20 protein-coding genes are annotated in these 24,833 nt (G+C 73.5%); 3 read left to right on the top strand and 17 right to left on the bottom strand.

The genetic code is table 11. The features are described from left to right. Positions 1–4: 4 nt before the first annotated feature. From larA to ACZ6W9_RS25565, 4 genes are all read right to left on the bottom strand, one after another. Entirely contained in the window at positions 5–1,261 is a 1,257-nt protein-coding gene (larA, locus tag ACZ6W9_RS25580; protein WP_389965473.1) for a nickel-dependent lactate racemase, read from the bottom strand. Next, the gene (locus tag ACZ6W9_RS25575) at positions 1,251–2,141 is read right to left on the bottom strand and encodes an aldo/keto reductase (protein ID WP_470120184.1); all 891 of its coding nucleotides are present in this window, start codon (positions 2,139–2,141) and stop codon (positions 1,251–1,253) included. Before ACZ6W9_RS25575 ends, larA begins: the two co-directional genes overlap by 11 nt. A gap of 158 nt (positions 2,142–2,299) precedes the next feature. Then, positions 2,300–3,040, bottom strand: coding sequence for an SDR family NAD(P)-dependent oxidoreductase (locus tag ACZ6W9_RS25570; RefSeq protein ID WP_362935468.1), 741 nt, complete (start codon positions 3,038–3,040; stop codon positions 2,300–2,302). 114 nt (positions 3,041–3,154) lie between these two features. Then, complete coding sequence (locus ACZ6W9_RS25565; protein ID WP_470120018.1) at positions 3,155–4,003, bottom strand: fumarylacetoacetate hydrolase family protein; 849 nt, start codon at positions 4,001–4,003, stop codon at positions 3,155–3,157. Positions 4,004–4,168: 165 nt separating this feature from the next. On the opposite strand from ACZ6W9_RS25565, the gene ACZ6W9_RS25560 reads away from it, so the two are divergent. Genes ACZ6W9_RS25560 through larE form a run of 3 tightly spaced genes read left to right on the top strand, consistent with a single transcriptional unit; the run spans position 4,169 to position 7,056 of the window. Then, positions 4,169–5,458 (top strand): L-fuconate dehydratase, encoded by a 1,290-nt coding sequence (locus ACZ6W9_RS25560; RefSeq protein WP_470120016.1) that lies wholly within the window; start codon positions 4,169–4,171, stop codon positions 5,456–5,458. A 4-nt stretch (positions 5,459–5,462) separates the two neighbouring features. Beyond that, entirely contained in the window at positions 5,463–6,176 is a 714-nt protein-coding gene (locus ACZ6W9_RS25555) for a FadR/GntR family transcriptional regulator (RefSeq protein WP_470120014.1), read from the top strand. Beyond that, positions 6,169–7,056 carry an ATP-dependent sacrificial sulfur transferase LarE gene (larE, locus tag ACZ6W9_RS25550; RefSeq protein WP_389965456.1) on the top strand — a complete coding sequence of 296 codons (888 nt, stop codon included), beginning with the start codon at positions 6,169–6,171 and terminating at the stop codon, positions 7,054–7,056. The genes ACZ6W9_RS25555 and larE overlap by 8 nt, the downstream gene beginning before the upstream one ends. Before the next feature lie 91 nt (positions 7,057–7,147). On the opposite strand, the gene ACZ6W9_RS25545 is transcribed toward larE, so the two are convergent. From ACZ6W9_RS25545 to ACZ6W9_RS25485, 13 genes are all read right to left on the bottom strand, one after another. Then, complete coding sequence (locus ACZ6W9_RS25545; RefSeq protein WP_470120012.1) at positions 7,148–10,339, bottom strand: S8 family serine peptidase; 3,192 nt, start codon at positions 10,337–10,339, stop codon at positions 7,148–7,150. Further along, complete coding sequence (locus ACZ6W9_RS25540; RefSeq protein ID WP_470120010.1) at positions 10,336–11,223, bottom strand: CU044_5270 family protein; 888 nt, start codon at positions 11,221–11,223, stop codon at positions 10,336–10,338. Before ACZ6W9_RS25540 ends, ACZ6W9_RS25545 begins: the two co-directional genes overlap by 4 nt. Next, entirely contained in the window at positions 11,216–11,788 is a 573-nt protein-coding gene (locus ACZ6W9_RS25535) for an RNA polymerase sigma factor (protein ID WP_389965448.1), read from the bottom strand. Before ACZ6W9_RS25535 ends, ACZ6W9_RS25540 begins: the two co-directional genes overlap by 8 nt. A 213-nt stretch (positions 11,789–12,001) precedes the next feature. Beyond that, on the bottom strand, positions 12,002–13,255 hold the full coding sequence (locus ACZ6W9_RS25530) for an MFS transporter (RefSeq protein WP_362935492.1): 1,254 nt from the start codon (positions 13,253–13,255) through the stop codon (positions 12,002–12,004). Then, positions 13,252–14,532, bottom strand: a complete 1,281-nt coding sequence (locus ACZ6W9_RS25525) for an ATP-grasp domain-containing protein (protein ID WP_362935495.1) — start codon at positions 14,530–14,532, stop codon at positions 13,252–13,254. Before ACZ6W9_RS25525 ends, ACZ6W9_RS25530 begins: the two co-directional genes overlap by 4 nt. Continuing rightward, positions 14,522–16,039: an amino acid adenylation domain-containing protein gene (locus ACZ6W9_RS25520; protein ID WP_362935498.1), complete on the bottom strand. Its 1,518-nt coding sequence runs from the start codon at positions 16,037–16,039 to the stop codon at positions 14,522–14,524. Before ACZ6W9_RS25520 ends, ACZ6W9_RS25525 begins: the two co-directional genes overlap by 11 nt. Beyond that, the gene (locus tag ACZ6W9_RS25515; RefSeq protein WP_362935501.1) at positions 16,036–16,224 is read right to left on the bottom strand and encodes an MbtH family protein; all 189 of its coding nucleotides are present in this window, start codon (positions 16,222–16,224) and stop codon (positions 16,036–16,038) included. The genes ACZ6W9_RS25520 and ACZ6W9_RS25515 overlap by 4 nt, the downstream gene beginning before the upstream one ends. Next, complete coding sequence (locus tag ACZ6W9_RS25510) at positions 16,214–20,104, bottom strand: non-ribosomal peptide synthetase (RefSeq protein WP_470120006.1); 3,891 nt, start codon at positions 20,102–20,104, stop codon at positions 16,214–16,216. The genes ACZ6W9_RS25515 and ACZ6W9_RS25510 overlap by 11 nt, the downstream gene beginning before the upstream one ends. 6 nt (positions 20,105–20,110) lie before the next feature. Beyond that, positions 20,111–20,413 (bottom strand): phosphopantetheine-binding protein, encoded by a 303-nt coding sequence (locus ACZ6W9_RS25505; RefSeq protein ID WP_389965434.1) that lies wholly within the window; start codon positions 20,411–20,413, stop codon positions 20,111–20,113. Further along, positions 20,410–21,921 (bottom strand): NAD(P)/FAD-dependent oxidoreductase, encoded by a 1,512-nt coding sequence (locus ACZ6W9_RS25500; protein ID WP_389965431.1) that lies wholly within the window; start codon positions 21,919–21,921, stop codon positions 20,410–20,412. The genes ACZ6W9_RS25505 and ACZ6W9_RS25500 overlap by 4 nt, the downstream gene beginning before the upstream one ends. A gap of 430 nt (positions 21,922–22,351) precedes the next feature. Further along, positions 22,352–24,013, bottom strand: a complete 1,662-nt coding sequence (locus ACZ6W9_RS25495; RefSeq protein WP_470120004.1) for a DUF885 domain-containing protein — start codon at positions 24,011–24,013, stop codon at positions 22,352–22,354. A gap of 89 nt (positions 24,014–24,102) precedes the next feature. Continuing rightward, a complete protein-coding gene (locus ACZ6W9_RS25490) occupies positions 24,103–24,441 on the bottom strand; it encodes a helix-turn-helix domain-containing protein (protein WP_389965426.1) in 339 nt (112 codons plus the stop codon). Then, positions 24,438–24,740, bottom strand: a complete 303-nt coding sequence (locus ACZ6W9_RS25485) for a type II toxin-antitoxin system RelE/ParE family toxin (RefSeq protein WP_389965903.1) — start codon at positions 24,738–24,740, stop codon at positions 24,438–24,440. The genes ACZ6W9_RS25490 and ACZ6W9_RS25485 overlap by 4 nt, the downstream gene beginning before the upstream one ends. Positions 24,741–24,833: the final 93 nt, after the last annotated feature.

The raw sequence follows: 24,833 nt of genomic DNA, 5'->3' as shown, positions 1-24,833 counted from the left end.
ACGGTCACCCTCCGGCGAGGTAGGGGATGGTCATGGGCCCCTCCGGCAGGACGCAGACCCGTCCGGGCAGGGCGCGCACGGTGGCGGCGACGTCCTCGGTTCGCTCCAGGTGGGCGGCGGCGAGGTCGGCGTCGCCGAGGTGGGAGGTGTGCATGATCACGCGGGCGTGCCGCTGGATGCGGGCCTGGATCTGCACCTGCCACTGGTCGGGCACGGTCTCGGTACGGCGGGAGATCTCCTCGAACAGCGCGTCCGGGGAGGCCGCGGAGGTGAGGACCTCCCGGTAGGAGCCGTGGTCGGGGAAGCCGTCCCGGCACTCGGCGGCGCAGACGATGGTCCCGCCGGGCCGGACGACCTGGGCGGCGGCGCTCATGCCCTTGACCGCCTGGTAGAGGTTCTGGTCGAGCGGGAAGCCCGCGTTCGTGGTGACGACCACGTCGAAGGGCTCGGCGACCGGGCGCATCGCGGCGGCGCGGGCGGCGGCCGTGGCGGCGGCGTGCATCGGCGCCAGGTCGCCGCCGAACGCCCGCACGATCCGCTGCTCGCGGTTCAGCACGACGTCGAGGGCGAAGGTGACGCCGGTCGCGGCGGCTATGGCGCGGACGTCGTCGTGGACGGGGTTGCCCTCGATGACCCCCCAGGTGGCCCGGGGGTCTCCGATGCGGGCCGCGTCGTGCAGGGTGAGCACGGTCTCCAGGGCGGCGAGGCCGGGCGCGACCAGCTTCGGGCCGCCGGAGAACCCGGCGAAGAAGTGCGGCTCGACGAACCCGGTGGTGATCCGCACGTCGGCGTCGGCCCACTCCCGGTTCAGCCAGACGGGGACGTCCCTGCCGTGGCGGCCCATCCACTTCAGGGAGGAGGCGTCGCGGGCGTCGTGGTTGACGATCCGTACGGTGTCCGCGACCTCGTCGCCGAACATCGCGCGCAGCTCGGCTTCGGTGTTGCCGCGGTGCGTGCCGGTGGCCACCAGGATCACGACGTCGTCCAGGCCGACGATTCCGTCCAGCTCGGCCAGGATCGCCGGGATCATCAGGTGGCGCGGCTGGGGTCTCGTGCCGTCGCAGGCGGAGATCGCCACCGTCTGGCCTGGGCGCACCCGCTCGCGCAGCGGCGGGCCCGCGACGGGTTCGCGCAGGGCCCGTCGCAGCTCGGCGGCCTCGTCGGCCACGGCGGGCCGGGCGACGGGTGTGATCACTGTCGTGCGGTCGTCCGGCAGGTCCACCGCGAGACCGTCGGTGCCGTAGGCGAGCTCAACCCGCATCGTCCAGCTCCCTCCACAGTTCTCCGGGCACGGGCACGGGGACGGCGGCGAGGTCGAGGTCCTCCCGGATCTCCTCCGCGCTGCGCGCCCCGATCAGGACCGTGGTGACGGCCGGGTGCCGGTGCGGGAACCGCAGGGCCGCGGCGGGCAGCGGCACGCCGTACGAGGCGCAGATCCGCCCCAGCCGCCGGGCGCGCTCCACCACCTCGGCCGGGGCGGTGTCGTAGTCGTAGGTTGTGCCACCGGCCAGGACGCCGCTGTTGAAAACCCCTCCGGCGATCACGGCGACACCGCGCCGGTCGCACTCGGGCAGCAGTTCCCCCGCGGCGGAGCGGTCGAGCAGCGTGTACCGTCCGGCGACGAGCACCGCGTCGAGGTCCGTCTCACGGACGAACCGGGTGAGCATCCCGGCCTGGTTCATCCCGGCGCCGATCGCGCCGACGACCCCCTGGTCGCGCAGCTCGGCCAGCGCCGGGTACGCCTGGCCCGCGGCCTGCTCCCAGTGGTCGTCGGGGTCGTGGATGAACACCAGGTCGAACCGGTCGAGCCCGGTGCGCCGCAGGCTGTCGTCCAGCGAGCGCAGCACGCCGTCGCGGCTGTAGTCGCGCACCCGCACGTAGCCGGTGCTGCCGGGGAAGCCGTCGGCCTCGCCCTCGCCGGGGACCAGGACGCGGCCCACCTTCGTGGACACGACCGCCTCGGCCGCGCCTTGCGGCAGGCCGCGCAGGAAGCGGCCGAGGCGCTCCTCGGCGAGGCCGGTGCCGTAGTGCGGCGCGGTGTCGAAGTAGCGGATCCCCGCCTCCCACGCGGCGGCGAGGGTCCGCTCGGCCTGCTCCTCGCTCACCGGGGAGAACAGCCCCGCCAGCGGGGCGGTGCCCAGGCCGTACGGTCCCAGCCGGGCCGCGAGGCCAAAGGCCGGCCGGGCCCCGGACGTCCCGGAGGCACCTGGTGCGGCTTCCCGAGTGCCGGAACCGAAGCCGGGTACCGCTTCCGGAGCGCCGGATCCGGGCGCCGGGGCCGGGACGCCGGGGCCGGCCGTCACGACGACACCGGCCGCAGGCGCAGGCCGGCCATTCCGCCGTCCACGGCCAGCTCGATCCCGACCGTCGACCCCGACCTCGGGCTCGCAAGGTACGCCACCGCCTGGGCGACCTCCTCGGCCGCCACCAGGCGGCCGTGCGGCTGGCGCGCGGACAGCGCGGCGCGCTCGGCCGCCGGGTCGGGGGCGGCGTCCAGCAGCCGCCCGACCCAGGGGGTGTCGACGGTGCCGGGGTTGACGCAGTTGACGCGGATGCCCTCGCGGATGTGGTCGGCCGCCATCGCGCGGGTCAGCGCGAGCACCGCTCCCTTGGACGCCGAGTACAGCGCCCGCTGCGGCAGCCCGGCCGTGGCGGCGATCGAGCAGGTGTTGACGACCGCCGCGTGCGGGGACTCGCGCAGGTACGGTAGCGCCGCCCGGGTCACGCGGGCGATCCCCACGACGTTCAGGTCGAACACGCGCAGCCACTCGGCGTCGTCGTTGTCGGCGACCGTGCCCTGCGCGCCGATGCCCGCGTTGTTCACCAGCACGTCGATCCGGCCGTACCGCTCCGCCACCGCCGTGACGGCCGCGCGCACGGCGGCGTCGTCGGTCACGTCGCAGACGAACTCGGTGTCCCGCAGGTCCAGGACGGCCACCCGGGCGCCCCGCGCGGTCAGCTCCTCGGCGACGGCCCTGCCGATGCCCGAGGCGCCGCCGGTGACGACGGCCACCAGACCGTCGAACTCCCCCTGGCTCATGCCGCTCCCTCGCGAAGCACCCCGCGCCCGGCGATCCGCCCGGTCATGCCGCTCCCTCGCCTAGAGGCTCGGGATCGCATTCGCGAAACGCCCCGTACTCACTGATTCGCTGGCTCATGCCTGCCCCATCCGCTGGCGCTGACGGCCCAGGCCGTCGATCTCCAGCTCCACCACGTCGCCCTTGCGCAGGTACGCCTCCGGGCCGCGGCCGAGCGCCACCCCCGCCGGGGTGCCGGTGTTCACCACGTCGCCCGGCTCCAGCACCATGAACTGGCTGAGGTACCAGATCACGTGGTGCACGCCGAAGATCTGGTTGCCGGTGCTCCCGTCCTGGCGGAGCTCGCCGTTCACCCACAGCCGCAGGCCGAGCGCCTGCGGGTCGCCGACCTCGTCCGCCGTGACCAGCCACGGGCCGAGCGGGTTGAACGTCTCACACGACTTGCCCTTGTCCCACTGGCCGCCGCGCTCGTTCTGGAACTCGCGCTCGGACACGTCGTTGGCGATCGCGTACCCGGCGATCACGTCCGCCGCCTCCTCGGGGGAGGACAGGTAACGGGCCGTGCGGCCCAGGACCACCGCGAGCTCGACCTCGTAGTCGGTCTTCACGCTGCCGCGCGGGACCAGGACCTCGTCGTCGGGGCCGACCATCGTGTTGGACGCCTTCATGAAGACGACCGGCTCGGCGGGGATCGCGGCCCCGGTCTCCTCGGCGTGGTCGGAGTAGTTCAGGCCGATACAGATGATCTTTCCGGGCCTGGCGACCGGCGCGCCGATCCGCTCGTACGGCCCGGCCTCGGGCAGCTCGCCGGCGTCGAGAGCGGACCGTACGCGTTCGAGGCCCCCGCCGGCGAGGAACGCCCCGTCGATGTCCGCCGTCAGCGACGACAGATCGAGCACCCGGCCGTCCGGCCCCAGCGCACAGGGCCGCTCCCGGCCCTCCGGTCCCACTCTCAGCAGCTTCACGGTCGCCTCTTCCAGCAATTCACCCGATGTATCGGACCGGTCGAGCCTCCCATATTCATCGGGTCGAAGTAAAGCTTCTCCCTTACCATCACGCGGGCATGGCTTGACCGCATCTGGAGCGCAACGTACTGTCCGCCGTATTCGTTGGATGAATTTGGAGCAGGCATGCCCACCATCACCTCCGTAGACGTGATCGACATCAGGTTCCCCACCTCGGCCACCCTCGACGGGTCGGACGCGATGAACCCCGACGGCGACTACTCGGCCGCGTACGTCGTCCTCGGCACGGACGGCGATCTATCGGGGTACGGCCTGACCTTCACGATCGGGCGCGGCAACGACCTCTGCGTGGCGGCGGCGCGGCAGATCGGCGCCCGGCTGGCCGGCCGCGACGTGGACGAGCTGGCCGGGGACCTCGGCGGCCTCTACCGCGAGATCATGGCCGACAGCCAGATGCGCTGGCTGGGCCCGGAGAAGGGCGTGGTGCACCTGTCCGCCGCGGCCGTGCTCAACGCCGCCTGGGACCTCGCCGCGCGCCGGGCGGGCAAGCCCCTGTGGCGGTTCGTCGCGGACATGTCGCCCGAGGAGCTGGTGGCCGCCTGCGACTTCAGCTACCTGTCGGACGTGCTCACCCCGGCCGAGGCCGTGGAGATGCTCGCCGCGCTCGCGCCCACACGCGGGGAGCGGATCGCCGAGCTCACCGGACACGGCTACCCCGCCTACACCACCTCCCCGGGCTGGCTGGGCTACGACGACGGCAAACTGCGGCGCCTGTGCCGTGAGGCGGTCGCCGACGGCTGGACCCATGTCAAGCTCAAGGTCGGCGCGGACATCGAGGACGACGTGCGCCGGCTGTCCATCGCCCGGGAGGAGCTGGGCGACCGCACGCTGATGATCGACGCCAACCAGGTGTGGGACGTCCCGCAGGCCGTCGAGTGGGTGAACCGGCTCGCGCCGTACGGGCCGCTGTGGATCGAGGAGCCGACCAGCCCCGACGACGTCCTCGGCCACGCCGCGATCCGCAAGGCGGTCGCCCCCGTCGGCGTCGCCACCGGAGAGCACTGCCACAACCGCGTCATGTTCAAGCAGCTCCTCCAGGCCGGGGCCATCGACTTCTGCCAGATCGACTCCTGCCGCCTGGCGTCGGTCAACGAGATCGTCCCGGTCCTGCTGATGGCCGCGAAGTTCGGCGTGCCGGTGTGCCCGCACGCGGGGGGCGTGGGCCTGTGCGAGCTGGTCCAGCACATGTCGATCATCGACTACGTCTGCGTGAGCGGCAGCCTGGAGGGGCGGGTCCTGGAGTACGTGGACCACCTGCACGAGCACTTCACCGACCCCGTCCGCATCGTCCGGAGCCGCTACCTGCTGCCCGAGGGGCCCGGCTACGGCGCCCGGATGCACCCGGAGTCGGTCGCCGCGTACCGTTACCCCGACGGCGAGCAGTGGGGGGTGTAGCGGGATGGGCGTCGTGGAGACCGCCATCGACACCGTCAAGCAGCTGATCATCGATGGCGAGCTGCGGCCGGGCCAGAGGCTCCCGGTGGAGAAGGACCTGGCCGAGCAGCTCGGCGTCTCCCGCAACACGCTCCGCGAGGCCGTACGGGCCCTGACGGCGATGCGGGTGCTGCAGACGCGCCAGGGCGACGGGACCTACGTCACGAGCCTGTCCCCCGGCCTGCTCCTGAACGGGATGAGCTTCGTCGCCGACCTGCACCTCGACGCGGGCGCGCGGCAGTTCCTGCACGTCCGCCGGCTGCTGGAGCCGGAGGCGACCGCCCTCGCCGCGACCCGCCTGCCCGGTGACGTCCTGGACCGGCTCGGCGACGTGCTGGCGGAGGCCGAGCGGCTCGCCGGACGACCGGACGTGGACCACGACAAGCTGATCGTCCTGGACCAGGAGTTCCACAGCCTCATCACCGCCCACTGCGGCAACCCGGTGCTCGCCGCGGTGATCGAGAACATGTCCGGCCGCACGGTGCGGGCGCGGGTCTGGCGCGGGATGACCGATCCCGGCGCCCTCCTGCGCACGCTGGGCGAGCACCGGTCGATCCACGCGGCGCTCCTCGCGCGGGACCCCGACCGGGCGCGCCTGTACGCGGCCGTCCACATCCTGGGCGTGGAGGAGAGCCTGGCCGGCGACGCGCCGACGGAGACGGGAGACCCGGATGAGTGACGAGACCCGGACGGACGACAAGGCTCCGGCGGGCGGCGAGCCCCCGGCGGACGACGAGGCCCCGGCGACGACGGACGAGGCGATCGACCGCCTGACCGGGCGATTGCGGCGGGAGAGCGGCGTGGTCGTCGCCTACTCGGGCGGGGCCGACTCGGCGCTGCTGGCCGTCATGGCCTCCCGCGTGCTCGGCGCGCGGGCGCTCGCGGTGACCGCCGTCTCCCCCAGCCTCGCCGCCTCCGAGCGGGCCGCCGCCCGCGGGTTCGCCCGCCGGTACGGCCTGGCGCACCTGGAGGTGTGCACGGACGAGGCCGACCGCCCGGAGTACGCCGCCAACGGCGCGGACCGCTGCTACCACTGCAAGTCGGCGCTGTTCGACGCCCTCGGGCCGCTGGCGGCGGCCATGGGGGCCCGGATCGCCCTCGGCACCAACCTCGACGACCTCGGCGACCACCGGCCGGGGCAGCGGGCGGCGGCGGAGCGCGGGGCGATCGCGCCGCTGGTCGACGCCGGCCTGACCAAGGCGGACGTCCGCGCGCTCAGCCGCGAGCTCGGGCTGGTCACGGCGGACAAGCCCGCCGCGCCCTGCCTGGCCTCGCGGGTGAGCTACGGCGACCCGGTCACCCCGGAGGTGCTGCGCCGGGTCGAGGTCGCGGAGGCGGCGCTGCGCGACCTCGGTTTCCCGGTGTGCCGGGTGCGCGCCCATTCGGGCGGCACGCTCGCCCGCGTCGAGGTCCCGCGGGACGACATCCCGCGCGCGGGCGAGCTGCGTGAGCGCGTCGACGCGGCCGTCCGCGGCGCGGGCTTCACCTTCTGCTCGCTGGACCTGTCGGGCTTCGCCTCCGGCCGCCTCAACGCGTTGCTGCCGCTGCTCCCTTCCTAGGTTCTGTTCTGTGGACCTTTTCGCCCGCCGCGGTCGTCCAGGCGGGGATCCGCAGAACAGCACCCGGATTCCGTTCCGGTACGGCCTCCGGTCAGCCCACGGCGTAGGCGCGGGTGATCGTCTGGGTCAGGCGGGTGCCCGCCGTGTCGGTCACGGCCGCGCGCAGGGAGACGAACCCGGCCGCGGACGGGTTCCGCAGCACGGCGGTCCAGCCGGAGCCGGTGCGGACGAGCGGGACGGGACGCCAGCTCGCCCCGTCGTCGGCGGACATCTCCAGGCGGATCGACCTCGTCTCCGCCGCGGCGGCGCCGGGGTTGCGCTCGATCCACACGGACATGCGCGTCACGCCGCCCCGCTTGGCGCGGTTCGAGTCGTCCAGGCCGTCGGGGCCGTAGCGGACCGCCGTCAACGGCAGCGGCTGCGGCTTCTCCGTGTTCGCGGACCGGAACGTCCAGGTGGACTCCACCCCGGTGGAGAGCGCCGAGTGCGACACCTGCCTGCGCATCGAGGCGGTGAGCGTGTAGGCGCCGGCCCCGGCGGGGAGATCGGCGTGGAGTTCGCATCCTTCCGGCCGGTAGATCTCACAGCCGGCCAGGTCGGCGCGGGCCAGTGTCTTCCCGTCCCGGGTCAGGGTGGCGGCGCCGGTGGCGGCGGTGTCCGACCCCGTCCTGCCCGGACGCCCGTCGGCGAACAGGCCGACTCCCGAGAAGGTCAGCTCGTCGCCGGTACGGTTACCGCCCGGCAGCAGGAACGACGGGCCGGTGACCGCCGCGTTCCAGACCTCCCCGCTCTCCCCGCGCTTCGCGCGCCGACCGCCGTCGAAGGTCAGGGAGGTGCCGGTCTGGAGGCCGCTCTCGTAGGTCACCCCGGGGGTCCGGTACTGGACGAGTGTGCCGGGCAGGGGGAGGTCATAGACCAGCGGTGTCAGGGACGAACCCGGGAACTCGGGAAAGAGCGTTCCGGCCAGCGGCATCCCCGTGGCCGCCACGCCCGAGGCCCGGTAGGTCGTGGAGATCTTCGCCAGTTCCTTCCGCCTGGCACGGTGGACGGGGTCGCCGGGGATGCCGTCGGTGTGACGGTCGACGAGATCATAGACGTACGGGCTGGGCGAGACGTCCCTGCTCAGCCACAGGGTCCTCAGCGTGTAGGTCAGGCCGAGCCGGCGGACGGGGACGACGAAGAACCCGGTGTTGGGGTCCAGGCTCGTGAACATGTTGAAGTTCCACGCGCCGTGGGCCAGCCCGAACTCGAAACCGCGCCGGATCTGGGCGCTCGGGTCGTCGAGCGTGACCACGGTCGCCCTGCCCTGACGCGCGTCCACCGTCAGCCGGACGCCGTCTCCGTCGACCCTGAGCGGGGAGTCGGCGGCGGTGTCGGCCCGCTTCCCGTCGATCTTCTCAAGGGTCTCGGTGTAGACGTTCCAGTCGCCCTTGGGGAGCCGTACCGTGGCCGTGCCGTCGTGGAACACCGGCTCGATGACGGTCCCGGTCGCCGGGTCGTAGATCTGCGCCATCCAGGGATCGACCGGTTGCCCCTGCCTGCCGACGACGGTGACGGTGACGTCGTAGGACTCGGGCTCGACGTAGGCGCCGGCCACGGTGCGGATCACCGTGTCACCCGCGTTGGCGGTGACCGTGCCGGCGTAGTCGCCCGGGGCCTTGCCGGTGGCGTCGATGGTGAGCGTGACCGACGCCTGTCCCCCGGCGGGCACGTCGAGCTTCCGGACGCCGAGTCCGACCGCCTCTCCCCCGCCGGTCAGGTCGAGGCTCACCGGCGTGTCGCCGGAGTTGGTGTAGGTGATGGTCCCGGTCCTGCGGCGCTCCTTCGGGCCGTCCCAGGGGAAGGCCGCCCAGGCATCCGTCGCCTGCGCCGTGACCTGCTGCCTCAGGGAGCGGGCCACGTCCACCCGCCCGGTGCCCTGCCGGTACGGCGTGGCCCCGGCCGAGGGTGCGGCGCCGCCGGTCAGCGCGGCCTTGAGCCGCTGCCCCGTCCAGTCGGGGTGACGCTGGGCGAGGATCGCCGCGGCCCCCACCACGTGCGGCGTCGCCATCGAGGTTCCGGACATCGCCACATGCGTGCCCTCGGCGGTGCCCGCGGCCGCCGCCGCGACGATCTCGACGCCGGGCGCGGTGAGATCCGGTTTCACGGCGTGGTCACCCACCCGGGGGCCGGCGCTGGAGAAGCCCGCCACCCGGTCGTCCCTGTCGACGGCGCCGACGGTGAGGGCCGCGTCCGCGCTGCCCGGACTGCTCACCGTGCCCGGTCTGCCGTTGTTCCCGGCGGCCACGACGAACAGCGTGCCGGTCCGTTCCGACAGCGTGTTCACCGCCTGTTCCAGGGGGTCGAGTCCCGGCTCGTCGGGGCTTCCCAGGCTGAGGTTGACGACCTTGGCCCTGACCTCCAGGGCGGCCCACTCCATGCCCGCCAGGATGGCGGAGTCGACGGGCCCGGCCGGTCCGCCGACCTTCCCGATGGCCAGCCGCGCGCCCGGGGCGACGCCCCGGTACCTCTCGTCGTTGCCCGCGATGGTCGAGGCGACGTGGGTGCCGTGGCCGAGGTCGTCGCGGACATCGGGCTCGTCGCTGAAGTTGCGCGCCTGCGTCACCACGCCCTTCAGATCCGGATGGTCGGGGTCGTAGCCGGAGTCGAGGACGGCGACCGTGACGCCCTCCCCGGTCATCCCCTGCTTCCACGCCTCGGTGGCGCCGATCTGCGCGGTGCTCCGGTCGAGGGTGAAGGACCGGCGGCCGTCCAGCCAGATCTTCGCCGTGCCCGCGGCCAGCGTACGGGCGCCGCCCGCCATGTCCTTCCACGCCTGGGCCGCGCCGCTCTTCGGCAGGCTGAGCGTGGTCATGCCGAGGCCGGCGAGCCCCTTGACGTCCTGCGCGCTCCTGAGGGCGGGGGCCTGGCCGGTGCCCGACTGCGTGATCAGCGGGATGTCGGCCCGGTCGGCGTCGCCGTACCGCCACGCAAGCAGCCGGGTGACGTCGAACAGCCGCCGGTCGAGCGTCCCCCTGGTGAGCAGGGGCTGGGCGTCGGACGGCACCACGTACAGGTGCCCATCACGCACCTGGCTCCTGAAGCCGACGTCCTGGCGGCCGGGGCCGGGCTCCACCCGGTGCCCGCGGCCGGTCACCACGACCCGGTCACCGGTGATCAGGGTCACCCCGTTCGGCTGCCGGGAAGGGGCCTGTGACGCGGGGGCGGGTGTGGGCGTGGGGGCGGCGCTCGCGATCGCCGTCATCGCCACGACGGCGGCGAGGAGCGGTCTTCCAAGGATCATGACCCGTCACCGCCCGTCTGCGGAAGCCGGTCCGTCCAGTCGGTGGTCAGCAGGAGGAGTTCGTAGGGGGACCCCGACACGCTTCCGTCGTTGCCCAGGAGGTAGTTCGTCCGGGTCACCCGGGCGGTCTCGGGATCGACGACCAGCGTGATCTCCTCTCCGACGTCGGGGTTGGGGATCAGCAGTTTCCGGCCGCCCTCCACCGCTCCCGCGTCCCGGACCCCCGGGACGGCGGCGAGGCTCCGGAACGCCGCGGAGCGGGCCTTCGGCGGCGTCGGCAGCTCCGAGATCAACGCGATCAGAGGAATGGTGGGGTCCCCTCGCTGTTCGGAGAGGAGCATGTTCTCCTCACGTCCCCGAAGCCCGGCGATCCACGCGTTCAGCGCCTCGGGATCCTCCGGCAGCCCTTCGAGGTCCTCGAAGCCCACCTTGGCGCCCTTGAGCATGAACGGGTCCGGGTCCGGGTTCGGGGCCGGTACGACGGCGTCGGGTGGATCACCCGGCTCGCCCCTGGTCCAGCGCCTGCCGTCCCGGGCGGTCCAGCTGTCCATGGGCGGGATCTCCGGATCCTGCCAGTCGGACCTGACGTGCCAGTAGGTCCCGGAGTCCTGCGGCGCTTTCTCCGCGCTGACGGCCGCCATGAGCAGGACCTCCCTGCCCTGGGCCGGCGTACCGGCGGGCGTGGTCCCCCCGGTGGCGAGCACGGCGACGGCCGCCGCGGCGGCGACGGCGGCCAGGCCGAGCCCCTGCGTGAACCACCCGATCCGCCGGGGCGCGCGGCCTCGCATCCCGGCCTGGAGCCGCCGCCTGCTGCGGGCGACCGCCTCGGCGGGCGGTTCGGGCTTGACCAGCAGGCCGGCGAGCGGGGTCAGGTCGTCATCCACGGATCATCTCCTTGTCGATGAGGGCGAGCATCTTCGCGCGGGCCCGGCTGAGCCTGGAGCCCACGGTGCCGACGGCGATGCCGAGTGCCTGGGCGATCTCCTCGTAGCCGAGCTGGCCCAGCGCCACGAGAAGCAGGACGTCGCGCTCGCCCCCGGAGAGCGCGGCGAGTGCCCTGGCCAGGTGCGGCTGCATGCGCTGGGCGGCGACGGAGGTCACGACCCGGCTCTCGTGGCCTTCCGCGTCCGGTTCCGGCCCCAGCCGGGCCAGCGCCCGGTAGTGGCGGGTCTCCTTGCGCCGGTGCCTGGCGATGAGGTTGGTGGCGAAGCCGAACAGCCAGGGCCGCAGGCTCCCGAGTTCCGGGTCGAACCGGTCGCGCCGGCCGAAGGCCAGCAGGAACGTCTCGGCGGTGATGTCCTCGGCGATCTGCGTGTCCAGCCGGCCGGCCACGTACCGGTAGATGTCGCGGTAGTAGCGGTCGTGCACCTCGGTGAACAGCTCGGGGTCACGCCGGTACCGGGCGACGAGTTCGGCGTCGGTGACCGGTTCGCTCACTGCCGCGATCAAATTCTCTTCTCCGACATGAGCCTTCCTTCCGGATTTCGGTTGCGATCACCCATCCTTCGCCGCAGGACCGGATCTTCTTCCCATTCGGCCGGATCCGGCGTATCACCGCTGGAACGCGAGGTGGGGAGCCGGAGACACGACGGACACGACGAACCGGGCCCGCCGTTCAGGCGGACCCGGTGAGTGCCTCTCCGGTGTGCGGTTCCTCGCCGCTCAGGCGAGCCCGGCGGATCCCTTCCCGGCTCCCGGGACGCGGCCCTCCCGGCCCGGCAGGCAGAGCCAGGCCGAGACCAGGCCGCCGAGCGCGCAGACGGCCCACAGCGCCCACTCGTCCAGGGCGTACACCGCGCCGCCGATGATCGGTCCGACGCCGGTGCCCGCCGCGATGGCGGCGCCGTACAGGCCCTGGTAGCGCCCGGCCATGGCGGGCGGAGCGAGGTCGCTCAGGTGGGCGCTGGCCATCGAGGCGTACAGCATCTCCCCGAGCGTCCACAGCAGTACGGTGGCCGCCAGCCAGCCCATGCCGCCCGCCAGGCCGGTCAGGGCCAGGCCGGCGCCGGTCAGGACGTTGCTCAGCGCGAGGACGTAGCCGGGGGTGCGGCGGGAGACCAGGCCGGTGACCGGCAGTTCGAGCAGCAGGACCAGCACGCCGTTGAGGCCCATCAGCAGGCCGAAGTCGGCCGCGGACAGGTGGTGCGCGTCGATGTGCAGCGGCAGGCCGACGGTGGACTGGATGTAGACGAACTCGGCGATCAGCGTCATGAGCAGGAAGCGCCGCAGGCGGCGGTCGGCGAGCGCCCGGCGGTAGCCCGGCTGCGGCGTCCCGGCGGCGGGGTCCGGCTCCGGGTCGTCCGGGGCGCGGGCCACGTCCCGCAGCAGGACGGCCGCTATGGCGGCGAACAGCAGGCAGGCCACGGCGTTCCCGACGAACAGCGCCACGTAGGACACCGTGGCCAGGAACCCGCCGAGCACGCCGCCGATCGCGGCGCCGACGTTCATCGCGAAACGGTGCACGGCGAAGGCCGCCAGCCGCTGCTGGGTGGTCGTCGTGGCGTCCATGAGCAGCGCGGCCGACGCGGGCCGGTAGACCTGGGAGGCCGTACCGGCGAGGAAGGCCAGCGTGACCAGCACGGGCAGCGAGTCCGACGCCGGGATGGCGGCCGTCGGCCCCGCCGTCGCCAGCATGGACGCCACGATGGTCCAGCGGCGCCCGATCCGGTCGGCGAGGTAGCCGCCGACCGCGTTGCCGAGGACGTTGCCCAGCCCGGCGCCGCCGAGCACCAGCCCGGCCGCCGCGGGCGGGATGTCCCGGCTGGTGAGGTAGAGGACCATGAAGACCGGCAGGAAGTTGCCGACCCGGACGACCAGCATGCCGAGGCCGAGGATCCACACCGGCGCGGGCAGCCGCCGTACGGTGTCGCGGAAACGGGGACTGCTGTCGTCCGACTGCGGCGCGCGTACGCTCACGGGACCGCCTCGGTGCGGATGGCGACCATCGCCGCCAGCCGCTCGCACGCGGCGGCGGCCTCCTCGGCCGTCCCGCCCCGCGCCAGGACGTGCCCGACCCGCTCCTCGCTCCAGGTGAGCGGGGGCACCTCGTCCCCCGGCCGGACCGAGATCTCCAGCTCCACCAGCGCGGGGTCGGCGAGGACGTCCTCGACGCCGGTCACCTCGGTCACCCTCCCCGGGGGCGGGGTGAGGAAGCGGATCGCGGCGCCGGCCCGCGGCAGGGGCGACCTGGTCAGCGGCTCGATGAGCCCGAGCCGCGAGCCGAGCGCGTGGCGGTCCATGTCGACGCCGTAGGCGATCTCGGTCAGCTCGTTGATCCGGTCGCCGCCGATGCGGGTGTGCGACTCGATGATCCGCGGTCCTCGGCCGGTCAGCTTGACCTCGGTGTGGCCGGGGCCGTCGCTCAGGCCGACCGCGTCGAGGAAGGTCATGACCAGCCGTTCGACCTCGCGCAGCAGCGGCTCGGGGTGCCGGCTGGGACAGGAGTGGCCGACCTCCACGAAGCCCGGCCCGCCGAGCACCTTGTCGGTCACGCCGACGAGGACGTGGCGGCCGCCGAAGCTCAGCGTCTCCACGCTGATCTCCGGCCCGTCGAGGAACTCCTCCATGAGGAACCGGTCGAGGGGCCCGGCCAGGTCGGACCTGTCGAACCGCGCCTCCAGCTCGCGGAAGCGCGCCGGGATCGCCGCGAGGTCCGCCTCGTCGCGTACGGCGAACACGCCGATGCTGCCCGCCTCGCAGACCGGTTTCACGAAGATCGGCAGCCCGTGGGCCGCGACGAACTCCCGCAGGTCCCGCTCGGTCTCCCCCACGGCGGCGGCGACCGGGCTGACGCCCAGTTCGTTGAGCCGCCGCCGCATCCGCCACTTGTCCAGCAGCAGGTCAACCGTCTCCAGCGAGTGCCAGCCCAGCCCGAGCATCCGGTCGATCTCCGCGGCGGGCCGGACGCCGAGCTCGTACAGCGACACCACGCCGTCGAAGGGATACGCCCGGTGGAGCGCCCGCACCAGCGGCAGCAGCCGTCCGGTGTCGGTGTAGTCGACGAGCAGCGCCTGGTCGACGTAGGGCCAGTGGGCCCGGTCGTACTGGCCGGGCTGCTGGATGTAGACGACGCCCATGCCGAGCTCGTGGGCCTTGCGCACGAGCTTGGGCCGGCCGCCGATCAGGGCTATCCTCGGCCGTCCGGTCCCGTCGCCGGTTCCGTGTGACGTCGCGTGCCCGGTCTCATGTGACATCGTCGGTCCTCCTCCGGTCGGCCCGCGCATCGGCGAAGGGCATCTCCGCCAGCGCCGCACGATCGATCTTCCCAGGCCGGTTCAGGGGAAGACGGTCAAGCCACACGTGGAAACGCGGAACCATGTGCCGCGGCAGACGGTCGCGGAGGCGGCCGGAGATCTCCTCATCGGACAGCGGCGTGCCGGCCAGGAAGGCGACGAGGGCCGCGCCTCCGGGGGCGTCCCGGCGCAGCAGCACCGCCGCGTCGGCCACCCCCGGGCATCCGCGCAGGGCGTGTTCCACCTCTCCGATCTCGACGCGGAACCCGCTGATCTTGATCTGGTCGTCGGTGCGGCCGAGGAAGACGTACTCCCCGTCGGGCCGCCGCCGTACGCGGTCCCCGGTGGCGTACATGCGCCGGCCGGGGGCGCCGGCGAACGGGTCGGGCAGGAACACCGCCGCCGTACGGCCGGGCAGCCCGAGGTATCCCCTGGCCAGGCCGACGCCCCCGATGTACAGCTGGCCCGCCGCCCCATCGGGGACGGGGTTCAGCTCCTCGTCGAGGACGTAGGCCCGGACGCCCCGGATCGGCCTGCCGATCGGCGCCCAGCGCGGCGTGGACTTGTCGCAGCGATACCACAGGGGCGCGACCGAGGTCTCGGTGGGTCCGTAGCCGTTGCACACGACCAGCGGGTCGGCGTCGGCGAGGCCGGGCCCGTCGAGCTGGGAGCCGCCGGTGATCACCAGCCGCACCCCGGCCCCGGCCAGCCGCGGCAGCAGCGACCCGCCGTAGGGGCCGAGCACCGCGGCCGGGATCTCCAGCACGGTCGCCCCCAGCGCCCGTACGGCGTGCGGCATCCTGGTCGCGGGCAGGTCTCCGGGGTCGGGGACGGCGACGCAGCCGCCGCAGCACAGCGGCATCAGCACGTCGTGCATCGTGCTGTCCACGGTGACCGCGAGCGTCCACAGCATCACGTCGTCCGGCCTGATGAGGTCGAGGTCCTCGATGGAGGCCGTCACCAGGTTGGCGAGGCCCTCGTGCGGCACGCCCACGACCTTCGGGCGGCCGGTCGAGCCGGAGGTGGTGATGGCGTAGGCCAGGTCGAGCGGGTGGGGCGCGGCCGGTGGGACCTCCGCCTCGTCCTCCGGGTCCGCCAGCGTGGGGTCGTCGATGAGCTGGGCTCCGGGCAGCCACCCGGCGGGGGCGGCGGCGAGCACCTGGCGGCATCCGGCGCCGTCGAGGACCTCCCGGTTGCGCGGCGGCGGGTCGCCGGGGTCCAGCGGCAGGCAGGCCGCGCCGGAGCGCAGGATGGCGACGATGCCGGTCAGCGCCTGCGGCCCGCGGGGCGCGACCAGCCCGACGATCCCGCCGGGTCCGGCGCCGCCGCGCCGCAGCCGGGCGGCGAGGCGGGCCGTGATCCGGCCGAACTCCGCGTAGGTCCACGACCCGCCGGAGGTCCTGACCGCGGTGGCGTCCGGCCGTTCCCGCACCTGCCGTTCGAACAGGTCGCACACGGTCGGCGTCACGTGGCCTCCCGCAGGCTCCGCGGCCGCATGTCGGTCCAGTTCGCGTCGATGCGGGCCAGGCACTCCGCCTTCGGCGCCGGACTCCCCTCGGGCCGCCAGCCCGCGGGCAGGTCGCGGCCGGCCGGCCATATCGAGTACTGGTACTCGTCGTTGACCACGACGAGGAACTCTCCGTCATCGGACATCTCGCGCTCGGTCCTCTCTCAACGCCCAGGAGATCGCCTCCGGGAGCACCGACTCCCAGGCGGCGTAGGTGTGGCCGCCGTCGCCGTACTCGCACCGCACCGCGTGGCCGCCGGCGGTCAGCTCCTCGCCGGTGCGCTTGACGGCCTCGACCAGGTCGAGGCCGTCGTCGAGCATGATGTCCGCCTCCTCCCGGCTCGCGTACAGGAAGAGCCGGGCCGGGGCGGAGGCCGCCGGGCCGAGCCGGTGCTCGCTCAGCGGGCCGGACAGCGCGACCGCCCCCTCGAAGACGTCGGGGCGGCGCAGCGCGGCGCGGACCGCCGCGACCGCGCCGAGGCTCGCGCCGACCGCGACCGCCCGGCCCGGCCGCCACCGGTCACCCAGCCGGTCGCGCAGTACGGGCAGCAGCTCGTCGGCGAGCAGGTCCGGGTAGGCGTCGTCGAGGAGCTCCCGGCGGCGGGACGACCAGTCGGCGGGGCTGAGGAAGACCGCCGCGGCCGCGGGGACGCGGCCGTCGCGGACGAGCCGGTCCAGGACCGCCGGGAGGCGCATGACGTCCGCGAAGTCCGAGCCGTCGAGGACGACCAGGGTCCTCGTCACCGCGGCCGTGCCGTCCGGGACGAACAGGTCCACCCGCCGGTCGCCGCCCAGGGCCCGGCCGTGCCAGGTCCGCCGTTCCAGGCGGAGGCCGGCGTCGAGGGCGGCGTCGGCGGCGGGCAGGGTCTCGGTCAGGAGCGCCGCGGCGTAGGCGGCCGGCGTGCGGTGGCGCATCATGAGGCGGAGCGGCACCTCCCGGCCGAGCAGCCGCCGGACGGCCGCGGTCGCCCGCGGCACCAGCAGCGAGTGGCCGCCGTGGTCGAAGAAGTCCTCTCCGGCCGCGAGGGGGCGGCCCAGCACCCGCGACCAGGCCCCGGCGATGTTCGCCTCCAGGCCGTTTCCCGGCGGCGCGGCCGTACCGGGGTGGGGCGGGGCGGTCGATGGGTCGACCGGTGGCAGGCTCGCGCGGTCCACCTTGTTGTTGGGGGTCAGCGGGACGCGCAGGATCCGGACGAGGTGGTCGGGGATCATGTAGGCGGGCAGCGTCTCGCGCAGCCGGTCACGCAGCGCCGCGACGTCCCCGGACCCGTCCGCGCCGTCCGTCACGACGTAGGCGACCAGGGCCGGGCCGGTGGCCGTCTCGGCGCGGACCACGACGGCCGAGGCGGCCCCGTGGCGCAGCAGGGCGTGCTCGACCTCGCTCGTCTCGATCCGGTAGCCGCGGATCTTCACCTGGCGGTCGGCGCGGCCGAGGAAGTCGACGGCGCCGCCGGGCAGCCGGCGGCCCACGTCCCCGGTGCGGTACATGCGGGACCCCGGCGGGCCGTACGGGTCGGGGAGGAACGCCTGCGCGGTCAGCCCCGGACGGTCGTGGTAGCCGCGGGCCAGGCCGTCGCCGGCGAGGTGGATCTCGCCGCGCATGCCGTCCGGGACGGGGCGGAGGTCGCGGTCCAGGAGGTACAGGCGGGTGTGGGGGATGGGGTGGCCGATCGGCACGCGGCCGTCGCCGGGCTCCCCGTCGAAGACGGTGGCCAGCACGGTGCACTCGGTGGGCCCGTAGGAGGCCGTGACCCGGCAGCCGGGCAGCAGCTCGCGGGCGGCGCGGAAGCTCCTGGGGTTGACCACGTCGCCGCCGACGACGAGCTGCCGCAGGCCGGACAGTCTCCGCAGGTCCCGTTCGGCGAGGAGGTCGAGCTGCGGGGAGACCAGTTTCAGCGTGGTCACGCCGTGGTCGCGGACGACGGCCTCCAGGTCCTCCAGCAGGGCGCCGGTGCCGGTCACCACGACGCGCCCGCCGTGCGCGAGCGGGGCCCACTCCAGGACCGACACGTCGAAGGTGAGCGGCCCGGCCTGCAGGAACGTCGTGCCGGGGCCGATGTCGAGGTAGTGCGGGGCTCCGGCGACGAGCCTGCTGAGCGCACTGTGCGGAACGGCGACCGACTTGGGGGCGCCGGTCGAGCCGGAGGTGGAGATCAGGTAGGCCAGGTCGCCCGGACGCGCGGCCGTCGGCGGGTTCCCGGCGTCGTGGCCGTCCGGGCCGTCCGGGCCGTCCGGGCCAGACGGGCCGGGATCGCCGAGCACCAGCGGCGGCGCGGCGGCGGCGGGGACACGGTGGGCCAGCGACGGGCTGACGACCGTGAGGACCGCCCCGGCGTCGGAGAGCATGAACCGCAGCCTGCCTGGCGGGAAACCCGGGTCGAGCGGGAAGTACGCGGCGCCGCACTTGGCGATGGCGAGCAGCACGACGAACCGGTCCGTGGTCTGCTCCAGGCAGACGGCCACGACCCGCCCCCGTTCCACGCCGCAGGCCGAAAGGTCCCCGGCCAGACGGTTCGCCCGCCGGTTCAGCTCGCCGTAGGAGAGCTCCTCCCCCGCGAGCTCCCCGGCCGTGCCCGTCACCGCCGTCTCCCCGGGGCGGCGCGCGGCCTGCGCCTCGATCAGCTCCACGATCGTGGCCCGCGGAGCCGGGTCGGCGGCGGCCGTCGCCGCAGCGGGTCTCCCGGCGAGGTCCAGCTCGCGCAGCGGCCGGTCGGGCGCCGCCGACCCCTGGGCGAGCAGCCGGACGTAGCGCTCCGCCAGTGCGGCGATCGTCGTCTCGTCGAACAGGGCGGGACGGTAGACGAAGGTGGCGCGCAGCCGGCCCTCCACCGTCTGCGTGGTGAGCGACAGGTCGAACCGGGCGGTCACCGGCAGCTCCGGGTACCACCACTCCGGCGCGCCGGGGGCCTCCGCCAGCGCCGTACGGTCCCCCGCGTGGTTCACCACGACGTCGAAGATCGGGTTGCGCCGCTCCTCGGAGCCGGCCCGCACCGCCCCTGCGATCCGCTCGAAGGGCACGTCCTGGTGCGCGTCGGCCGCCAGCCACACGTCGCGGGTACGGGTCACCAGCTCGCGGAAGGTCGTCTCCCGGCCGGACACGTCCACCCGCAGGACCACGGTGTTGACGAAGAAGCCGATCAGGTCCTGCAGCTCCGGGCGGGGACGGTCGGAGACGATCGCCCCGATGACGACGTCGTCCTGCCCGGCGAACGCGCCCAGCGCCGCGACCAGCGCGGCCGTCACCACCACGCCGGGACTCGCCCTGGCCCGCCAGGCGACCGCCGTCATCGCCGCGGTTTCCTCCTCGGACAGCTCCACCACGAGGCTCGCGCCGGTCGCGTCGTCCCGCGCGGTGCGCGGCCGGTCGGTGGGAAGCTCCAGCCGCTCGTGGCCGGCCAGCGTCCGCTCCCAGTGCGCGAGCCCCGGCCCGAGCAGGTCGTCCGTCAGCAGGCTCCGCTGCCAGCGGGCGTAGTCGCCGTACTGGACCGGCAGGGCGGGCAGGCCCGGCGCCCGCCCCGCCGACGCCGCGCCGTACAGCTCGAAGAGGTCGCGGGCCAGCACGTCCATCGACCACCGGTCGGTGACGATGTGGTGCAGCGCCGCGAACAGGCCGTGCCCGTCCTCCAGCTCCGCCGTGACCACTCGCAGCAGCGGGGGCCGTGACAGATCGAACGGCTCGGACGCGGCCCGCTCGACGGCCGCCCGCCACTCGCTGCCCGCCCGGACGACGGGCACCTCCGCCTCGTCGGCGACCTCCTGCTCGGTCGTCCCGTCGGGCCGCAGGACGAACCGGGTGCGCAGGATGTCGTGGCGGCGGGTCAGGCCGGCGAGCGCGGCGGTGAGCGCCGGGAGATCGAGCCCCGCAGGAAACCGCCAGCCTCCGGTGATGTGGTACTGGTCGTGCGACGAGTCCAGCTGGCGCAGCCACCACAGGCGCTCCTGCCCCGCCGACAGCGGGAAGCGGCGCTCCTCGGGGTCGTGGAGCAGCGGGGACGGATTCGTCGGGCGCGGCTCGATCCTCGGCATCGTCTCCTACACCCTCCCCTCGGACTTCTCGCGCTCCTCGTGCGCCTCGTGCGCCGGCATGGCGGCCTCGACGGCCGCGGTGATCGTGCCGACGGTGCGGAAGGTGCCCTCCCGCAGCGCCTCCTCGGGCAGCTCGATCTGGAAGGTGTCCTCGACGGTGAGCATGAGCCCCATACAGGTCAGCGAGGTCATGCCCATGTTCCACAGGTCGTCGTCGACGCGGAGCTCGTATCCGTGGGCGGACAGGTTGAGCTGTTTGTCGACGATCCGCCGGACGGTCTCCGCCACGGGTTCCTGAGAGACGGTCATCGCCGCGCCTCCCCCGCCCCCGCGCCCACCGGCCGCGAACCGTTCCGGCCGGACAGGCGGTGGAAGTAGCGCGCGACCCGGCGCGCGCCCAGCAGGCTGCCCTGCGCGTACCAGAGGATGTCGGGGCCGAGCGCGTAGCCGATGTCCATCGTGTCGTAGAACTTCACGGCCATCGCCCGGTAGTAGTCGGCGATCTGCGTCGTGGTCATCTGCGGTGCGGCCTCCGCGCCCGTCTCGAACCAGGCGGCGAGGTTGTGCTCGACGTACTCGTCGATGGACCACTCGATGGTCCTGGTCTCGATCGGCGCGCGGGTCGGCCGGAACATCGGGTCGATGGTCCCCGGCTTGCCCTGCAGCTCGTTGGCGACGTGCTCGGCCAGCAGCGGGGCGCAGTGGAACCCGTCGCGGTAGGTCCCGGTCAGCAGGTACAGGCCGGACAGGGGCAGCCACCCGATCAGCGGGAAGCCGTCGAGCGTCACCGGGCGGTTCCCGGCCAGCCACCTGACGACCTCGTGCGAGGCGACCCGCTCGTCGAGCTGCTGCATCGAGTACTGGGCCAGGAAGCGGACGTCGGCCATCCAGGTCACGCTGGAGACCTGGTCCACCAGGCGGTTGGTGGCGCCGTAGTACTCCAGGTCGCCGGGGCCCGGCACGACGTGCAGCCCGCAGGCGAAGCCGCGGTTCGGCGTGCGGACCACGCTGCGGAACGGCTCGCCCCCGGTACGGCGGGCCAGCATCGCGAAGCCCAGCCCGGGGAAGGTCGGGACCATGTCGAGGTCGTCCAGGGCGGTCCGCACCAGCGCCTCACTGCGCGCGCCCGTCGCGACGACCACGGTGCCCGCCTCGATGACGTGGCCGTCGTCCAGCTCGACGCCGGTCACCGCCCCGTCGTCCCTGACCAGCGTGCGCACCGTCTGGTCGATCATGATCGTGTCGGTCTCGCGCAGCCGGGCCTCCAGCGCGTCCAGCACGCCGCGCGCGTCCACGGCGCCCTCGGCGGGCAGGTGGACCGCGCGCAGGGCGCGGGTGTCCCGCCTGGGCCGGAAGCCGGGGATCCCCTCGGGGTCGATCTCCTCCCACGGCTTTCCGTACTCGTCCAGAGCGTCGATCATGGCTGTGAAGTTGACCGTGTCCAGGTCGGCGCCGATGGAGTTCAGCACCACATGGGAGTCGGGGGCGACCAGCAGCGGTGAGCCGGTCGAGGAGTACCTCTCCAGCCGGTCGAGCACGTCGGGCCAGCGGTCGTGGGCGGCGACGCCGAGCTCGAACCTGGTACGGGAGGCGTCGGTGCGCAGCGACTCCGTGGTGGTCTCGCCGAAACAGCCCATCATGGCACCGGCGGCCTGGCTCGCGCCGCCCTCGCGATCGCTCGGGCCGACCACGACGACGGAGCCGATGCGGCGCTCGACCAGTTCGTCGGCCAGGAACAGGCCGAGAGCGCCGTTGCCGACGATGACGACGTCGGCCTGGGAGGGTCGTTCCGTTCTACTGACAGTCTCTTTGCGCACAGCAACCCCCTTGAAAGGGAAATGGGAATGACAGTGGTGCGAATACCGGAGTGATTACGGGCGGCACGGTGCCGCATTCAGAACGGATCACCCGGCGACGCGGCGCGGAACACGCGGGCGCATGACGTCTCCTGCCCGGCCACCGGCACGAGGAAAGGCCGACGACCCCGGAAAAGAACGGCGGCGCAAGGGCTCGCCGCGGGCAGGATGGTGCTAGCTAGGAGCCAGTCTCACTCTCCAGACCAGATGGGTGGCAACCGTCCTCGCTCAGGCGGCCCGGCCTGACGACGTCGGCCACCCTGCACAGTTGCCCACCATAAGCACGCCCCGGGAATACCGCAAGAGATTCCCGTAATTGTTCACACAGTGACTTAGCTCATTGTTAGAGATGATATTTACAAATATTCACGACCGAAAAGAAAGCAGCGGGTCAGAGGCCGGTCAGAAGCTCCCGCATGATGTCCAGCCCCGCCGGTCCGCTGCGCAGGGCGCGGGTGTGGAAGTCCTTCAGGTCGAACTCCGCGCCCCGGGCGGCCCTGACCTCCTCGCGCAGATCGAGCCAGAGCCGCTCCCCGAGCTTGTACGAGGACGCCTGCCCCGGCCAGCCGAGGTAGCGGTCGATCTCGTCGGCCGCGCGGTCCGGGTCCGTCAGCGTCCTGGTGCGCAGGAACTCGGCCCCCAGCTCGGGCGTCCACCGCTCCCCCTCGTGGAAACCGGCGCCCGCCGGGATCTCCAGCCTCAGGTGCATGCCCGCGTCGAGCACCACGCGCGCGGCCCGGAACAGGCTCTTGTTCAGCATGCCGAGCAGGGCGGCGTCGTCGAGCCGGCCGAACTCGCGCATCAGCCGCTCGGCGTAGAGGGCCCAGCCCTCGCCGTGGCCGTCGATGAAGCACAGCAGCCGCTGGAACCGGTTGAGGCCGGGCGTCGCCACCGCCGTGCCGATCTGCAGGTGGTGTCCGGGCACGCCCTCGTGGTAGAGGGTGCTGGCCTCACGCCAGGTGGGGAACTCCTCCCTGCCCGGCGGCAGCGACCACCAGATCGTGCCCGGCCGGCTGAAGTCCTCGGCCGGGTTGGTGTAGTAGGCACCCGTCCCGCCGCCCGGCGGCGCGATCCGGCAGTCCAGCCGCATCAGCTCGTCCGGGATGTCGAAGTGACCGCCCCGCAGGTCGGCCAGCGCCCGGTCGGACAGCTCCCGCATCCACGCCCGGAACCCGTCCTCCCCGCGCACGCGGTGGCGGGGGTCGGCGTCCAGCGCCGCCGCGGCCTCGGCGGGACCGGCCCCCGGCCGGATCCTCCCGGCGACCAGGGCCATCTCCGCCTCGACGCGGCGGAACTCCTCCAAGCCCCAGGCGTACGCCTCACGGGGGTCCACCCTCGCACCGAGGAACGTCCGCGACCACAGCCCGTACGACTCCTCGCCGACCGCGTCCCCGGCCGCCGCGGCCCTCGGCCCGAGCTCGTCCCGGAGGAAGACGGCCAGCTCCGCGTAGGCGCCGGCCGCCGCGTGCGCCCCCGCCCGCAGGTCGGCGCGCAGCGCGTCCCCCACGTCGGCCGGCCGGACGAGGCCGGCGAAGAAGCCGTCGGGGGCCGACCAGGTCTCGCACTGCGCGATGACCCGCCGTACCTGCCGCGCCGCCGCCACCCGGCCCCTTCCGGCCTCGGCCGACAGCGACGCCCGGTATCCGGCGAGCGCCCACGGCACCGCGCCCAGCCGCCTGGCGATGACCTCCCAGTCCTCGGGGGTCTCCGCGGGCATCAGGTCGAAGACCCATCGGATGCTCTGGACGGGGCTGGCGACCACGTTGAGGGCCGCCTGCGGCAACCCGGCCTCGTGCGTCTCCACCTCCAGGCCGATCCGTTCGGCGAACACCGCCCGCGCGACGCGTTCGCTCCCGTCGGCCGGGTGCGCGGCCGAGACCCGGGCCAGGGCGCTCCGGGCGAGCTCCGCGCGGGCCTCGTGGCCGTCCGGGGAGAGGTCGGGAAGCCGGTCGTCGTGACCGCCGATGCCGGCCTCGGTGGCGGCGACGGGGTTCAACCGTGCGTAGTCGTCGACGTAGGAGTCGCAGATGTCGTGCACAGTCAGGGGGCTCATGCCCCGCACGATAACCCCGGGAAACCGCCCCCGCCCGCGACTGTCCGCTCCCGGCCTCCGGGCACATGACCGTCACCCGGGAATTCGGGTCACCCCGTACGGCGTCCGCGAGGCGTGTCGAGCACCATGACCGAGTCCCCGAAATCAGCCACAATCTTGAGTTGGCCTCCCAGCGCCGTCACATAGGCGGCCAGGGTGGCGACTTCACTGATCGCTCCGCTTTCGATCTGTGAGACGCGAGCCTGGGACACGCCCATCGCCTGGGCGACGTCCTCCTGCCGCAGGCCGAGCTCACGCCGCGCCTCGGCGAGGCGGTAGGCCCGCTGGCGGGCCATCAGCTCCTCACCGAACCGGGCGACCTCCCCCTCGTCTTCGGGGCGGATGAGCTCGGCCCGCAGTTCCTCCCATGTCACCGCACGATCGCTCATTGCTTCCCCTCCTTGAGGTACAGGGCGAAACGCGCCTCCGCCGTCTTGATCGCCACGTCGTACCAGCCGTTCCAATCATCGGACTTGTCCCCGGCGACCAGGAAGACGGCTTGCCGCCATGGATCGAAGACGAAGAGCAGTCGCACTTCGCTCCGCCCACTGGATCCAGGTCTCAGTTCCTTGAGGTTACGGATGGTCGACCCTTGGAGCGTGTCCACCAGGGGCCGCCCCAGGCCGGGCCCTTCTTCGGCGACCCGGTCCAAGGCGGCAGCGATCAGTGAGAGTGTCCGCCGATCCACCTTCCGCAGCTCATGAAGCCAGTTACGAACCTCTGGGACCACCACTATCTGCCAGCTCACCTCAGCATAATAAATTTCTTATGTTGATCCAAG

It is taken from the genome of Streptosporangium sp. NPDC053982 (assembly GCF_055585205.1).
This window is presented reverse-complemented; position numbering and strand designations above follow the sequence as displayed.

What these genes read in the sequence shown, in the direction of transcription:
- ACZ6W9_RS25555 (WP_470120014.1), top strand. Translation starts at nt 5,463, where the DNA reads ATGGGCGTCGTGGAGACCGCCATCGACACCGTCAAGCAGCTGATCATC.
- ACZ6W9_RS25545 (WP_470120012.1), bottom strand. Translation starts at nt 10,339, where the DNA reads ATGATCCTTGGAAGACCGCTCCTCGCCGCCGTCGTGGCGATGACGGCG.
- larA (WP_389965473.1), bottom strand. Translation starts at nt 1,261, where the DNA reads ATGCGGGTTGAGCTCGCCTACGGCACCGACGGTCTCGCGGTGGACCTG.
- larE (WP_389965456.1), top strand. Translation starts at nt 6,169, where the DNA reads ATGAGTGACGAGACCCGGACGGACGACAAGGCTCCGGCGGGCGGCGAG.
- ACZ6W9_RS25525 (WP_362935495.1), bottom strand. Translation starts at nt 14,532, where the DNA reads ATGTCACATGAGACCGGGCACGCGACGTCACACGGAACCGGCGACGGG.
- ACZ6W9_RS25515 (WP_362935501.1), bottom strand. Translation starts at nt 16,224, where the DNA reads ATGTCCGATGACGGAGAGTTCCTCGTCGTGGTCAACGACGAGTACCAG.
- ACZ6W9_RS25560 (WP_470120016.1), top strand. Translation starts at nt 4,169, where the DNA reads ATGCCCACCATCACCTCCGTAGACGTGATCGACATCAGGTTCCCCACC.
- ACZ6W9_RS25490 (WP_389965426.1), bottom strand. Translation starts at nt 24,441, where the DNA reads ATGAGCGATCGTGCGGTGACATGGGAGGAACTGCGGGCCGAGCTCATC.
- ACZ6W9_RS25505 (WP_389965434.1), bottom strand. Translation starts at nt 20,413, where the DNA reads ATGACCGTCTCTCAGGAACCCGTGGCGGAGACCGTCCGGCGGATCGTC.
- ACZ6W9_RS25495 (WP_470120004.1), bottom strand. Translation starts at nt 24,013, where the DNA reads ATGAGCCCCCTGACTGTGCACGACATCTGCGACTCCTACGTCGACGAC.
- ACZ6W9_RS25510 (WP_470120006.1), bottom strand. Translation starts at nt 20,104, where the DNA reads ATGCCGAGGATCGAGCCGCGCCCGACGAATCCGTCCCCGCTGCTCCAC.
- ACZ6W9_RS25570 (WP_362935468.1), bottom strand. Translation starts at nt 3,040, where the DNA reads ATGAGCCAGGGGGAGTTCGACGGTCTGGTGGCCGTCGTCACCGGCGGC.